Genomic DNA, 13,532 nt, shown 5'->3' on the forward strand with positions numbered 1-13,532 from the left:
CTGTTACTTTTTCGAGACGCTACTGTTACATCTCGTTGGTAACAGGAAGGTCACAATCACATAACCAACCTCCCAAAGCTGTAACGCGAAACTTTGACTGATTTTATTGCGGGTGCGATTGGGTGATTGTGAAGATGATGGAAGAAGAATTCATGCGAAGCAAGACTCAGCGGAGCGCAGGCCGTCACCGCAAGATCACCACCTCGCAGACGGCGAAGGGGCGCCTGGCACTGGTAACCATCGCTGCAGGAGCAGTGTCCACCGCAGGCGTTGGTGGCGCAGCAGCTGCAAACCTTCAGGCAGAAGACGCTGGCACCAAGGCACAGACTGTTGACTATAACTTGGCTAACGAGTCTGACGCTCTCGAGAATGCTCAGAACGGCGCCAAAGCAGCAGCTAATGCCGTGGCAGCCGCTACCCCACAGATCCTCGCTGTAGCTGAGGCTAAACCGGTCACTGACCTCACCGAGCAGCTCAACAAGGCAATTCAGGCTTCTGAGGCTCGCACCGCCGCTGACAAGGCTTCTCGCGCTCCGTCCGTAGCCCGCCCAGCAGAAGGCGCCTTCACCTCCGGCTTTGGCCCACGTTGGGGCTCTTTCCACTCTGGCATCGACATCGCTAACGCTGTCGGTACCCCAATCCTCGCCGCTATGGACGGCACCGTCATCGATTCCGGCCCAGCTTCCGGCTACGGCCAGTGGATCCGCATCCAGCACGACGATGGCTCCATGACCGTTTACGGCCACATGCAGACCCTCGACGTCGCTGTTGGTGAGCGCGTCCACGCTGGCCAGAAGATCGCCGGCATGGGCTCCCTCGGTTTCTCCACCGGTTCCCACCTGCACTTCGAAATCCACCCTGCAGGCCAGGGCGCAGTTGACCCAATCTCTTGGTTCGCTGAGCGCGGCATCGTTATCTCCTAAGACCGCTCAAGCCCCCAAAAATTCTTCCTTCCCACCTCTCCCCTTTATCCCACAATGGCAATGAAGCACTTCGCTTCATTGCCGTTTTTAAGCTTTCAGCCGCTTTCTTTTCCTTTTCTCGGCCGTGAAATAGATCTCTTTAGGGAATGTCTTTCAACTACAGCGAAAGGCTTAAAAAAGGCCCTTCCCACCCCCGTTTCAAAAACTCTAAACCCCGAGTTTGCGGGATTGTCCCCAAACGGAGACCGCTGCCCTAATAATTGCCCCAAGAAGGCCGGGCCATTGCCCTTTTAAAGCTTACCCGGTAAGCTCCAAAGTGATTACCCGGTAACCATCGAGTTTTTCAGATATCGCATACCAGCGCCCTCACTGTCCTTCCCAAAATTCTCCCAAGAACGGGCACCGACCATGTCAATGAAACATTCTTTGCTATCGCTTCTCAGTGCCAGGCCAGCCACGGCCAGCCAATTGCAGCACGAGTTTGCCGATGCCATGGAGGGCCTGTGGCCCCTCAATATCGGCCAGGTTTCCCAAACCCTCAAACGTTTGGAACGTGACAACTTCATCGTAGAGAGCGGCGAGGTTACCGGCCCCACGGGCAGAAAGGCCGTTGAATACTCCATCACTGAGGAAGGCCGGAGCGAGCTGGCAGCGTGGTGGACGCGCGGCGTCGACAAGCGGCCCATCGAGCGCGACGAGCTGGTGCTCAAGATTGCACTCGCCGCCAACCGCAGCGACGTTGATGCCCTAAAAATCTTGGATACGCAGCGCTTTGCCACGATGAAGCAGCTTCGCATCCTCAACCAACAAGCTTCCGAAATACCAGAAGAGCGCAGCGCACGAAGGTTGGCTCTAGAGAGGGAGATTTTCGACCTCGAAGCGCTCTCCCGATGGCTCGATCGCGCAGAGTCTTTAGCCGCTCCAACATCTTTGTCCCCCACTACCAAGCCGGAAGAGGATTAACAATGAACGCCACCACCAACGCTCATGCACCGTTCCCCCTGGAGTTGCAGGAGGTCACCCGCGTCTTCGGCACGGGCGCCCGGCAGGTTACAGCCTTGGACAACATCGATCTACAGCTGCGCCCCGGCGAGCTTGTGGCAGTCATGGGCCCATCGGGTTCCGGTAAATCCACCCTGCTCAACGTTGCCGGGCTCCTACTCCCGCCGACCTCGGGCAGGGTGCTTATCGACGGCGCGGATGCCGCCGATCTCTCCAAGTCATCGTCTGCCACCATGCGCCGCCGCCATTTGGGTTTCGTATTTCAGAACTTCAACCTGGTATCCACGCTGACGGTCGGTGAGAACGTGACACTGCCTCTAGAGCTCGACGGCGTATCCCGCGAGAAGTGCCGAGAGGCCGCCAAGGAAGCGCTCGCAGAGGTCGGCCTCGAGGGCGTTGCTGACCGCTTTCCCGAAGAGATTTCCGGCGGCCAAGCCCAACGAGTGGCTATCGCACGCGCACTCATCGGGCCCCGCAAAGTGCTTCTGGCAGATGAGCCCACGGGCGCACTCGATACGAGTACGAGCGATTCGATCATGAAATTGCTGCGCTCGCGCATCGACGCCGGAGCATCCGGACTGCTCGTCACACACGAACCACGCTTTGCTGGCTGGGCCGACTCCGTGGTCATGGTCCGCGACGGCAAACTCAGCAAGGAGGGCAACTAGTTATGTCTTCGTTCTCGGCTGTCACGCGCCCAACGAGGCGCGACATGGTCAAACACCCGTGGCGCTCGCTCGCAGGCCTGTTACTGGTGGCTCTTCCGGTCGCGGCACTCATCGCGTTCGGAGTCGGTGTGTCCTCCGAAAGCCAGTTCAGCTCGCTGATGTACAGCATGAATCGCACCATTAGCCCAGCTTCACCAGAATTCGACAACGGTTCGGAGCGAAACTTCCGCGATGTTGCGAACGAGGCCCTTCCTGGTGACCTACAGGCTAGCCCTGTGGTCAATTTCTTCCATGGTCCTGTTCGCTTTGGCTCTAAGAGTGCTGGAACGACCTTTTCTCAGTTCGACGTAGACAATCCGCCCGCTGAGGCTGCGGTGCTTCTGGAGCACTATAAATTGCAACCTGGGCAAGTACTTCTTTCTGCTGATACGGCCAAGAAGATCGGCGCCGACGTTGGCGACGTGGTGGAGGTCAGTGGAGGAAATGAAGCTAAGGTTGCGGGCATCGTTCCCGGCGTTGATAGCTACGCCACGGCACCGGCATTGGTCAGCGACGAAGACTTGGACCACAATCCTGGCCAAGCCATGTGGGCGATCGTGGGCAGCCACCAGCTCACTGAGGATGACGCAAAAGCCCTAGCCAAGAAGGGCCTGGCGCTGTACGACAGCCACCTTGATTCCAACAGCGATGTGACACCCAGCCTAACCGGAGATGAGATCCTCTTCTTGCTTTTCGTTGCGAGCGTTTATTCCTTCGCAGCGTTGCTCGTTCTGGTCCTCATTGCGCCAGTCTTCAGCTTTGCGTTGGGTAAGAACCTACGCCTTTATGCGCTCATGGCCTCGCAGGGCGCCTCTCCGAAGCACATCGCCGCTGCCGTGCTGGCATATGGCTTCCTCACCGGAGTAGTGGGCGCGACGATTGGTGCAGTCTTGGGCTTTGCCATCGGTATCGCGACCTGGTGCGTTCACTTCCCAGGTCTACCCCTCGATATCCCCTGGCTGATGTGCGCGAAGATATGGGTGATTGCTGTCCTTGGCTCTACGTGCGCTGCAGCAATTCCGGCTTGGTTGGCGGCACGCTCGGCGCTGACGACCGCAATCCAAGGCGGCAGCCCTGACCGCATAGTGCGCTGGCGTAAAGAGATGGCATACGGGCCAATGGCCCTGCCAATCTTGGTTCTCCTTTCCCTAACACCAGCAGGACAAATGTTCTTCGGCCCTTTGGGGCTTTTGGCCTTCATCGCCGTCGGGGCAAGTGCGCCCGCCCTCATTTTTGCGGCTTCCCGGCTATGCAGCCACGGCGGCCTCGCTCTCCGCCTTGCCGGGCGAGGTCTACTGCGACGTGGCATGCGCACCATTCCCACTGCGGTGGCGCTCCTAGCAATCACGTTCACCGCAGCGGCGGGCTCTGTGATTTCCTTCCTCGAAGCCGCCAAGTGGGAGGAGCAATCCACCTTGGTCAACCCAGGTTCAACGGCGATCATCGCCACCGATGACTATTCAAACGCCGTTGATAACCCCAACTCAAGTGCTGAAACAGCCGCAGCCGATGCCGCGCTTGCTCAGAAACCCGGCCACGCGATGGAGTTGCGCGGCTACGTGGACCCTTATTCCGCGCATCTGCCGGACTCGCAGGTACCCAGCGCCAAACTCACGATGGAATATGACTTCGTCTGCGAGCAGACGGATCCAACAGACAACGTCGAAGAAGCGACCTTCATCGATAGGCAAGGTCGAACAACTGATACTTCAGCTGAGGCTCGCGAGGCCTGTGCGCATGAAATGATGACATGGCTTCCCACCAGCGATCTGATGAAGTACGGAAGAACCCTTGAGGCAACGCCGGAGACACTCGATCTCTTCAACTTCGACAGTCCGGCAGACAAGGACAAGGCAGCTGCCACCCTTGAACAGGGCGGCATCGTCTTAGCCCACGGTCGCCATTTGGAGGGCCGCAGCGAAGCACGCTTCACCGCAGAACGCGCCGAGCAAAGAAATGGCAGCGTCATCGGCAGCGCTACTGCAAAGCTTCCGGCAGTTGAGGCATTGCCTATTTTGGCGCGCGACGTAACACTGATTAGCCCTGGCGCCGCGGAAAAGCTGAATATTAAAGCTGCGCGACTAGGAACAGCAGTAGCTTTTAACGACACCCCTACTCCAAAGGAGCGGGAGGGCATCTCCTTTGCTGTCGAGCAAGCATCAGGTGGAACCCACACTATTTCCTTCACTGGCACTCCGCAGAGTGGTGAATGGGTCCCAGCTGCAATCCTCGCTGTGCTCAGCGTGCTGGCCTTGGTCTTCATCATTGCGAATACCGCCGTTGCCATGCGGCGCGAAGCAGACACCTATAGCTCGCTGGGTGCGCCGCTGAGCTTGATGGCCAAGGTTAGTGCGTGGCAGACATGGATCATCGCCGGAGTCAGCATGCTGACGGGATATGTGTTGGGTCAAGCTGTCGGCGTGTTCCTCAGCGAAGCTCCCCGAAACCTCTATAACTCCAATCCATATTCAATTAACGGTATCGAGTACTTCCAACCGGACTGGTGGATGCTTCTGGTGGTTATTGCAGTGCCCTTGGTCGGTGCCGCAATTTCTGCGCTGAGCCAGGCGCGGGGACGTGGCGGTGACATCACTGCCCGTGGTCGCGACGAGCAGCGAGCTCTCGCCTAGAAAGCGGTCTAGGCACCAGCCTTGTCGCAGCTCATCCAGCGTTTCTCATCGCGTAGGAGGATTCACCCCCATAACACACCCCCACACGTTAAACCCAAGCTTCACAGTCGCAACTTCTTTCACATCAGTAACACGCGCAACATGCTGGCATGTTCGAATGATTTTCGAAAAATTCCGGCGTTTACCTGCAATTTCAGATATTGCAGTTCACGGAAAAGGCCGATAGCTTTATCTCGTTGCCACAAACAGGCCGCCAAGCCGGGATTGAACTTTCCCGGCGTGTCGGACTTGAAATCAATGGCATCCCGCAGGCTTAACCGAGCCACCCCGAACATGCTCCGTCATGAAAAGGACTTGAAGTTATGAAGCGCAATTCCCGCGCACGCAAGATTGTGACGCTCACGGCTCTATCCTTGAGCACTGCACTTGCTACCACCATGGGCGCTAACGCCTCCGCCGCGCAGCCGGCAGCCAGCGTTGACGTCTCTGATGGCTCGTCAAAGCCAGAAGTTACAACTAATGCAGATAACACCACGCTTATCGACGCCTTCGTGGGACTCACCAAGTCCACCGCCGGCGTCTTGGCGGGCGCAGTCTCACCTGAGATTTCTAACAACGGCGGCGCCCTGAACATCGTTCTTGACCCATCCAGCATCCCAGGCCTCGCTGAGGCTTATGCCCCAGCGGGTGACCACTCCGGACTGACCCCAGTCAAGGGCCAGGATAGCTCCGGAAACACCGTTGTGTTCCCAACCTCCGGTACCTTCACCTCCGGCTTCGGCCCGCGTTGGGGCACCTTCCACAACGGTATCGATATTGCCAACCCGATTGGCACGCCGATTTACTCCATCATGGACGGTGAAGTTATCTCCTCTGGTCCAGCGCAAGGCTTTGGCCACTGGATCCGCATCCGGCACGACGATGGAACCATCTCCGTCTATGGCCACATGCCAGGTGACCAGCTCCTCGTAAACGTCGGCGACCGAGTCTCTGCTGGACAGCAGATCTCCGTCATCGGCAACGAGGGCCACTCCACCGGCCCGCACCTCCACTTCGAGGTGCACCCAGGTGGCGGCGCAGCCGTCGACCCGGTTCCGTGGTTCGCTCAGCGTGGAATCATCATCTAAGCGAGCTCCCCCTAGCGCCTAAAGCTTTTCCATCGGAACACCGCCGATAAGCATGAGGCGCACCTTGCCTGCCGATCCGAAGTCCACCGTCACGGTGGCGCGTGGACCGGAGCCGGAGGCATCGATGACCGTGCCCAGTCCGTATTTAGCGTGATTGACACGGTCCCCCACAACTAAATTCAACTGGTTGTTCTTTGGCATCGAGGTCGAAGCGGCAGGTTTCCGCGTGCGTTGCGAAGGGGAAGACGTAGCGCGCGGGGAGGTCCTGCCCCACCCAGACCAATCCGAACCATAAGAACGACCGTATTGGTAGGAGTCATCTCCACCCCATGCACTGGACAGCGAGCTGTCTGGTTCTTCACGGCGCCAGTCGATGAGGTCCTCTGGGACCTCGGCGAGGAAGCGGCTGGCCGGATTCGTCATCGGATTGCCCCACGACGAGCGAAGAATCGCACGGGTGAAATACAGCTGCTCACGAGCACGCGTGATGCCTACGTACGCCAGGCGGCGTTCTTCACTGAGTTCCTTGGGGTCCCCCAAAGAACGCATGTGCGGGAATTGGCCGTCCTCCCAGCCGGTGAGGAAGACGACTGGGAACTCCAAGCCCTTGGCGGTATGCAGCGTCATCAGCGTGACCACTCCGGACTCATTGTCTGGGATTTGGTCAGCGTCAGCTACCAACGACACCTTTTCCAGGAACGCCTGGAGCGAGCCGGGCAGGGCCTCCCCCTCGGCGAGCTCTGAGCTTATGTCGTTTTCAACATCGGCACCAGTGAATGCCAATTGGTTCGCGGCCTCGGAGCTAAACTCGCGTGCTACAGAAACCAACTCATTGAGGTTGTCCAAGCGGGCGCCATCTTGCGGGTCGTTGGAGTTTTCCAGCTCTGCGCGGTATCCGGTGGCGTCCAGTACTGCGCTCAACAGCTCGCCTAGGTCTGGCTGGTGCGTAACTTCATTGGTCATGCCCGGAATCTGGGCCCGGATACCTTCCATCATCTCGTTGAACTTCGACACCGAATTGACCGCGCGGGTACCCAGGCCCGCAACGTTGCCAGCTGCGGCATCATAAAGCGCCTTGCCAAAGCTGATGCCGAGGTTCTCCGCATGCAGTGCTATCTGGGCCTGGGCTTTGTCACCAATAGCACGCTTCGGCACGTTGATGATGCGGCGCAGGCTCACCGTGTCATCCGGATTATCGATGATGCGCAGGTAAGCCACCATGTCACGAATCTCCCGGCGCTCGTAGAAGCGCGTACCGCCAACCACCTTGTACGGAATGCCGGAGCGAACGAAGATGTCTTCCAGTGCGCGGGACGCGTTGTTGGTGCGGTACATGATCGCGATGTCCGAATAGTCGCGGCCCTTGTCAGACAAGGAATCGATCTCTGAGGCAATAAAGCGCGCCTCATCGTGCTCGTTGTCCGCAACGTAGCCGACGATCTTGGCGCCCTCCCCGTGAGCGGTCCACAGGTTCTTCTCGCGCCGGCCCTCATTCTTAGCAATCACCGCATTCGCGGCGTTCAGAATGGTCTGCGTCGAGCGATAGTTCTGCTCAAGCAAGATGGTGTGCGCCTGCGGATAGTCGCGTTCGAACTCCTGGATATTGCGGATGGTGGCGCCACGGAATGCATAAATGGACTGATCAGAGTCACCCACCACGCACAGCTCCGGCGCGTCCGGCCCCAGTTCTCCCCTACCGACCAGCGCAGACACCAAAGCGTACTGTGCATGGTTGGTGTCCTGGTACTCATCGATCAGCACGTGCTTGAAGCGACGACGGTAGAAGTCCACCACCTGGGGATGCTGATTGAAGATGCGGACGACCTCACCAATCAGATCATCAAAGTCCACCGAATTAGCCGCGCGCAGGCGCCGCTGGTACTCGTCGAATACGCGCGCCACCGTAATCTCGAAAGGATTCTTGGTCTTCTCCGCCTCAGCTAAGACATAGTCAGGGGAAACCAGCTCGTTCTTGTGATTCGAGATCTGGTTAGCCAGCACGCGTGCCGTGTACTTCTTCAAGTCCAGCTGCATGTCCTTGGCAATCATGGTCAGCAGGCGGCGCGCATCGTCCCCGTCATAGATGGTGAAGTTGGTATTTAGCCCTGGGACTAGCTGAGCGTTTTGGCGCAGGATGCGCACACAAATGGAGTGAAAGGTCGAGACCCACATGCGCTCAGCCACCGGACCCACGAGCTGGCCGACGCGCTCCTTCATTTCGGCCGCAGCCTTGTTGGTAAAGGTAATCGCCAGGATCTCCCACGGCGCCACGCCTCGGTTACGCATGAGATAAGCAATGCGGCGCGTGAGCACGGCAGTCTTACCTGAACCCGCGCCCGCCACGATCAGCAGCGGCGATCCTGCGTGCGTGACGGCCTCTATTTGTTGCGGGTTAAGCCCCTCCGTCAGCGGATCTGGGCCAGCTGGTCTCTGATCGGCTGCCGCGTGACTAGCGAGCCTCTGGCTGGCCGAGGCTGGTGGAGTGGCGGCGCGGGCAGGCTGCCCAAAGCCGCCGAAGAGATCCGGCTGCTGGCCAGCACCGAATCCACCGGCTGAATCGCCGGGGGCACCAGCACTGCCATGGCCTTCGGGACGCGGGGCGGGAGAAAATGGAGACGCATCATTCATAATGCCTACCAACCTACTAGTCCCTCCGGACATTGCCCCATAACACGCCATACCCAGCACTTTCGAACACAACGGGAACGCCGCGTTGAAAGTTTCAATTTTAGTTTCCGAGTGGCACAATCGGTGTCTATGTCCACTGCACACGAAACTCCCGATCAGCACGGCGACGCCACCGCTGGTGTCGACGCTCATGACGTCAACGTCGTTGATAACGGCATGGAGATCCGCATGCCTTCCGGCACTGACGATCCCCTCACCGACGCGGAGATTCAAAACTATCGCCTCGAGATTAACCGTCTTGACCGAGTCATCCTCGATGCAGTAAAGCGCCGCTCCGAGATCTCACGCACCATTGGCCGCACCCGCATGAGCTCGGGTGGAACCAAGTTAGTACACACCCGCGAAATCGCCATCCTCAACGAGTTCCGCGACGAGCTCGGCGAAGAAGGGCCCGCAATCGCCACTGCCCTGCTGCGCATGGGTCGCGGCAAGCTCGGCTAATCGCAATCAATAAATTTCAGTTTTCTGGATAAAATACCGTAATCTCATCAGCATGAATGCTGTTCTCATTGCGGTTATCGTCATGCTGGCCCTCGCACTCCTGCGCGTCCACGTGGTCGTCGCACTCTTTCTCGGAGCCCTGGCTGGCGGCCTCCTCTCCGGCATGGGCCTCGATGCCACAATGGTTGCTTTCCAGGACGGCCTCGGCGGCGGTGCCAAGATCGCGCTAAGCTACGCCCTCCTCGGCGCCTTCGCCATGGGCGTTGCCGCAACGGGCCTGCCCCAGCTACTAGCCAACTTCCTTATCCGCCGCATCAGCCCGGCGACAGCCGGTACTGCGAATGGGGCGTCGCCAAGCGCGGCGTCTGCCACCAAATGGATCCTGGTGGTGGGTCTCATCGCCATGGCCGTGATGAGCCAGAACGTCATTCCCGTCCACATTGCGTTCATCCCGCTCATCGTGCCGCCGCTGCTCAAGGTGATGAACGCGCTGCGCATCGACCGCCGACTTATCACCTGCTGCCTGACCTTCGGCCTAGTCACCACCTACATGTTCCTGCCAGTGGGCTTCGGCTCCATCTTCTTGAACGACATCTTGCTGTTCAACATCAACGAGGCCGGCCTCGACACCGATGGCATCTCCATCATGAAGGTCATGGGCATCCCGGCACTGGGCATGCTGTCCGGCCTGCTCATCGCCATCTTCATCAGTTACCGCAAGCCGCGCGACTACGCCGACGCCCCAATCTCTGACGAAGAGCCCACCGAGGAAGCGCCCGCGCCGTACAAAATTTGGGTCAGCATTATCGCAATCGTGGCAACATTCGCCGTGCAGATCATCATGCAATCCTTGGACTTCGAATCCGACGGCCTGATGGTCGGCGCACTGACCGGCCTGGGCATCCTACTCATCACCGGTGCGGTGAACTGGCGCAAGGCAGACAATGTCTTCTCCGATGGCATGCGCATGATGGCGCTCATCGGATTCATCATGATTACGGCCCAAGGATTCGCGTCAGTCATGAGCGCAACAGGTGAGGTCGAGGAGCTCGTCACCGCCACTGCGGATGCCTTCGGCAGCAACAAGATGCTGGCGGCCGGAGCCATGCTCTTGGTGGGTCTCATCGTCACGATGGGCATCGGTTCCTCCTTCTCCACCCTTCCCATCATTACGGTCATTTACGTCCCGCTGTGCATGTCCTTGGGCTTTAGCCCGGCCGCCACGGTGGCAATCGTGGGTACAGCAGGCGCGCTGGGCGATGCTGGCTCCCCCGCCTCCGACTCCACGCTGGGACCGACTGCGGGCTTGGGCGCTGACGGCCAGCACGATCACATCCGTGACTCGGTCATCCCGACCTTCCTCCACTTCAACATCCCGCTGCTGATCGCCGGCTGGATTGGCGCGATGGTTCTGTAATTTCTTGTCTTTGGGACAGCCGGCTAGCGACGGCGAAAGTCGCGGCAGTGGACTACGGTGGATTGGGTAAAAACTCATGTCTAACTAATGCCAGAAAGGCCCTTGTAATGGACATCACCGCACAGCCTCAGTGGACCGCACTTGAGCAGCTGTTCCAAGAGAAGAAGAACCTCAACCTGCGTGAGCTTTTCGCCGCCGACGCGTCCCGCGCCACCACCCTGACTTTTGATGCTGCGGGCCTGCACGTCGATCTTTCCAAGAACCTTGTGGATGCTGACGTTCTCGCAGCGCTTGTCGACGTCGCCCGCGCCGCCGACGTTGAGGGCCGCCGCGACGCTATGTTCGCCGGCGAGCACCTCAACAACACCGAGGACCGCGCCGTCTTGCACACCGCGCTGCGCAAGCCTGCCGACGCCGAGCTCAACGTCGATGGCCAGAACGTCATCGCTGACGTCCACGAGGTTTTGGACCGCATGAGCACTTTTGCCGACGCCCTCCGCTCCGGCAAGTGGCTCGGCCACACCGGTGAGCGCATCACCACTGTGGTCAACATCGGCATCGGTGGCTCTGACCTTGGCCCGGCCATGGCGTCCAAGGCGTTGCGCGCCTACGAAGACGCTGGTGTCAAGGCCAAGTTCGTCTCTAACGTAGACCCGGCAGATATGGCTGCAGCACTCGATGGCCTCGACGCTGCCAAGACCCTCTTCATAGTTGCCTCCAAGACCTTTACCACCCAGGAGACCCTGACCAATGCGCACGCTGCTCGCGCATGGCTCATTGAGCAGCTGGGCAGCGAAGCCGCAGTGGCCAAGCACTTTGTTGCAGTTTCCACCAACGCTGAGAAGGTCGCCGCCTTCGGCATCGACACCGAGAATATGTTTGGTTTCTGGAACTGGGTGGGCGGCCGCTACTCCATGGACTCCGCGATTGGCCTGTCCCTGATGTGCACCATCGGCCCGGATAACTTCAAGGCTCTGCTCGCGGGCTTCCACGCCATGGACGAGCACTTCCGCACCACCCCGCTGGAGAGCAATATCCCGGTTCTGATGGGCATGCTCGGTGTCTGGTACTCCAACTTCCACGGCGCACAGACCCACGCGGTCCTGCCTTATTCCCAGGACTTGGGCCGCTTCCCGGCTTATCTCCAGCAGCTGACCATGGAATCCAACGGCAAGTCGGTGCGCCGCGACGGCACCGCCGTGACCACCGGCACCGGTGAGATCTTCTGGGGCGAGCCAGGCACCAATGGCCAGCACGCTTTCTTCCAGCTGATGCACCAAGGCACCCGCCTCATTCCGGCTGACTTCATCGGTTTCGCTCGCCCGAAGCAGGACTTCCCTACTTCCGACGGCACCGGCTCCATGCATGACCTTCTGATGGGCAACTTCTTCGCTCAGACTAAGGTCCTGGCATTCGGCAAGACTGCCGAGGAGATCGCCGCTGAAGGCGTGGACGAGGCAGTGGTTCCGCACAAGGTCATGCCGGGTAACCGCCCCACCACCACGATCCTCGCGGAGGAACTGACCCCGGAGATTCTCGGTGCGCTGATTGCGCTCTACGAGCACATCGTCTTCACTGAGGGCATCATCTGGGACATCAACTCCTTCGACCAGTGGGGCGTGGAGCTGGGCAAGCAGCAGGCCAACGACCTCGCTCCTGCCGTCTCCGGCAAAGAAGCCGCCAACTCCGGTGACTCCTCCACCGACGAGCTCGTGCGCTGGTACCGCCAGAACCGCTAAGACCATATCGCGCGTCCCGGCCTCGCCGGTAGCGCGCTACGGAGAAACTCTCAGTTCACCATCGCGGTGGAACTGAGAGTTTCTTTTTTAGGACTGGGACGCGTCCTGCTGCTTCTTATCCCACACGTGCCTGCGGACCAAGTAGATAGGCAGCACGAGGACGAAGGAGAACGCCATGAACCCCACGACGTTGAGAATCACTCCGTCCGAAGTCACCTCGCTCCACGGCACGCCTTCCTCATCGGAGGAGGCCACCCCGCCCCAGCCTATCCCCTGGCTTACATAAGACGTCGCAATGACCAGCAAAGGAAGGATGCGAGCTCCTCAAGCCTTTCTAGATCACTGACGGGAACGGTTGCCGCAACGCGTTTCCCAGTGCGGGTAACGATCGTCCGCTTCCCGGTACAGCGACTTTCATCAATAGTAACGCCCAATTCTTCGCGTCGGTGACGCAGCGAAATGGAGCTTTCGCGTTCACGTGGCGTCATATCGCCAGCCAAAGTAGTGCCAGTAGGTACAGAGTTTACAAAAATACTGTGTGTACCATTTCTGATTGTTCTTCATTCTGTGGTCTTCGAGATAACCTTTAGGACGCTCGCCGAACGACAGTGGCGCATAATTCGTCGCCATGATCCCGCTGCGTACTCCGCCATGCAGGGTGCCATCGATGCTCTCGAGACCGATCCATTCCCCACGGGCTACGAGAAACTCCAAGGGCGAGAGGGCTATCGCATCCGCGTGGGAAGGTACCACGTGGGGTACACCGTTGACCAAGGACTACTCGTCATCAAGATTTTTACCCTCGGTGCGCGCGGAGGTGTCTATAAGAAATAGGGACGCCCACATCAACCGTGGCGT

At 59.1% G+C, this 13,532-nt stretch carries 12 protein-coding genes; 9 read left to right on the forward strand and 3 right to left on the reverse strand.

What is annotated here, in order from left to right:
- The first annotated feature begins 152 nt into the window (after nucleotides 1-152).
- From HMPREF3153_RS03450 to HMPREF3153_RS03465, 4 genes are all read left to right on the forward strand, one after another.
- A complete protein-coding gene (locus HMPREF3153_RS03450) occupies nucleotides 153-923 on the forward strand; it encodes a M23 family metallopeptidase (RefSeq protein WP_070420055.1) in 771 nt (256 codons plus the stop codon).
- A 408-nt stretch (nucleotides 924-1,331) separates the two neighbouring features.
- A complete protein-coding gene (locus HMPREF3153_RS03455; RefSeq protein WP_046646338.1) occupies nucleotides 1,332-1,886 on the forward strand; it encodes a PadR family transcriptional regulator in 555 nt (184 codons plus the stop codon).
- 2 nt (nucleotides 1,887-1,888) lie between these two features.
- Nucleotides 1,889-2,593, forward strand: coding sequence for an ABC transporter ATP-binding protein (locus HMPREF3153_RS03460; protein ID WP_046646337.1), 705 nt, complete (start codon nucleotides 1,889-1,891; stop codon nucleotides 2,591-2,593).
- Nucleotides 2,594-2,595: 2 nt separating this feature from the next.
- The gene (locus HMPREF3153_RS03465; protein WP_070420014.1) at nucleotides 2,596-5,262 is read left to right on the forward strand and encodes an FtsX-like permease family protein; all 2,667 of its coding nucleotides are present in this window, start codon (nucleotides 2,596-2,598) and stop codon (nucleotides 5,260-5,262) included.
- A 119-nt stretch (nucleotides 5,263-5,381) separates the two neighbouring features.
- Here the strand turns inward: HMPREF3153_RS03465 and HMPREF3153_RS03470 are convergent, their stop codons facing one another.
- Nucleotides 5,382-5,588: a hypothetical protein gene (locus tag HMPREF3153_RS03470; protein WP_128088527.1), complete on the reverse strand. Its 207-nt coding sequence runs from the start codon at nucleotides 5,586-5,588 to the stop codon at nucleotides 5,382-5,384.
- Nucleotides 5,589-5,624: 36 nt separating this feature from the next.
- On the opposite strand from HMPREF3153_RS03470, the gene HMPREF3153_RS03475 reads away from it, so the two are divergent.
- On the forward strand, nucleotides 5,625-6,389 hold the full coding sequence (locus HMPREF3153_RS03475) for a M23 family metallopeptidase (protein ID WP_005530200.1): 765 nt from the start codon (nucleotides 5,625-5,627) through the stop codon (nucleotides 6,387-6,389).
- Nucleotides 6,390-6,407: 18 nt separating this feature from the next.
- On the opposite strand, the gene pcrA is transcribed toward HMPREF3153_RS03475, so the two are convergent.
- Complete coding sequence (gene pcrA / locus HMPREF3153_RS03480) at nucleotides 6,408-9,017, reverse strand: DNA helicase PcrA (protein WP_070420015.1); 2,610 nt, start codon at nucleotides 9,015-9,017, stop codon at nucleotides 6,408-6,410.
- A 129-nt stretch (nucleotides 9,018-9,146) separates the two neighbouring features.
- Here pcrA and HMPREF3153_RS03485 point away from each other — a divergent pair, with 129 nt between their 5' ends.
- The 3 genes from HMPREF3153_RS03485 (at nucleotide 9,147) to pgi (ending at nucleotide 12,674) form a co-directional block, all read left to right on the forward strand.
- Nucleotides 9,147-9,518, forward strand: coding sequence for a chorismate mutase (locus tag HMPREF3153_RS03485; protein ID WP_005530203.1), 372 nt, complete (start codon nucleotides 9,147-9,149; stop codon nucleotides 9,516-9,518).
- A gap of 52 nt (nucleotides 9,519-9,570) precedes the next feature.
- Nucleotides 9,571-10,935 carry a Na+/H+ antiporter family protein gene (locus HMPREF3153_RS03490; RefSeq protein WP_070420016.1) on the forward strand — a complete coding sequence of 455 codons (1,365 nt, stop codon included), beginning with the start codon at nucleotides 9,571-9,573 and terminating at the stop codon, nucleotides 10,933-10,935.
- 107 nt (nucleotides 10,936-11,042) lie between these two features.
- Nucleotides 11,043-12,674, forward strand: coding sequence for a glucose-6-phosphate isomerase (pgi, locus tag HMPREF3153_RS03495; protein ID WP_049062795.1), 1,632 nt, complete (start codon nucleotides 11,043-11,045; stop codon nucleotides 12,672-12,674).
- An 87-nt stretch (nucleotides 12,675-12,761) separates the two neighbouring features.
- Here the strand turns inward: pgi and HMPREF3153_RS03500 are convergent, their stop codons facing one another.
- Nucleotides 12,762-12,980: a cell division protein FtsW gene (locus HMPREF3153_RS03500; RefSeq protein ID WP_223197697.1), complete on the reverse strand. Its 219-nt coding sequence runs from the start codon at nucleotides 12,978-12,980 to the stop codon at nucleotides 12,762-12,764.
- A 261-nt stretch (nucleotides 12,981-13,241) separates the two neighbouring features.
- Between HMPREF3153_RS03500 and HMPREF3153_RS03505 the strand changes: the two genes are divergently transcribed.
- Nucleotides 13,242-13,508, forward strand: coding sequence for a type II toxin-antitoxin system RelE family toxin (locus HMPREF3153_RS03505; RefSeq protein ID WP_053085481.1), 267 nt, complete (start codon nucleotides 13,242-13,244; stop codon nucleotides 13,506-13,508).
- Nucleotides 13,509-13,532: the final 24 nt, after the last annotated feature.

It is taken from the genome of Corynebacterium sp. HMSC06C06, assembly GCF_001807295.1.
In the GTDB taxonomy this organism is placed as follows: domain Bacteria; phylum Actinomycetota; class Actinomycetes; order Mycobacteriales; family Mycobacteriaceae; genus Corynebacterium; species Corynebacterium striatum.

Bases quoted from the DNA above. Each gene is read 5' to 3' on its own strand.
- HMPREF3153_RS03450 (WP_070420055.1), top strand. From the start codon at position 153: ATGCGAAGCAAGACTCAGCGGAGCGCAGGCCGTCACCGCAAGATCACC.
- pgi (WP_049062795.1), top strand. From the start codon at position 11,043: ATGGACATCACCGCACAGCCTCAGTGGACCGCACTTGAGCAGCTGTTC.
- HMPREF3153_RS03465 (WP_070420014.1), top strand. From the start codon at position 2,596: ATGTCTTCGTTCTCGGCTGTCACGCGCCCAACGAGGCGCGACATGGTC.
- pcrA (WP_070420015.1), bottom strand. From the start codon at position 9,017: ATGAATGATGCGTCTCCATTTTCTCCCGCCCCGCGTCCCGAAGGCCAT.
- HMPREF3153_RS03460 (WP_046646337.1), top strand. From the start codon at position 1,889: ATGAACGCCACCACCAACGCTCATGCACCGTTCCCCCTGGAGTTGCAG.
- HMPREF3153_RS03475 (WP_005530200.1), top strand. From the start codon at position 5,625: ATGAAGCGCAATTCCCGCGCACGCAAGATTGTGACGCTCACGGCTCTA.
- HMPREF3153_RS03485 (WP_005530203.1), top strand. From the start codon at position 9,147: ATGTCCACTGCACACGAAACTCCCGATCAGCACGGCGACGCCACCGCT.
- HMPREF3153_RS03490 (WP_070420016.1), top strand. From the start codon at position 9,571: ATGAATGCTGTTCTCATTGCGGTTATCGTCATGCTGGCCCTCGCACTC.
- HMPREF3153_RS03455 (WP_046646338.1), top strand. From the start codon at position 1,332: ATGTCAATGAAACATTCTTTGCTATCGCTTCTCAGTGCCAGGCCAGCC.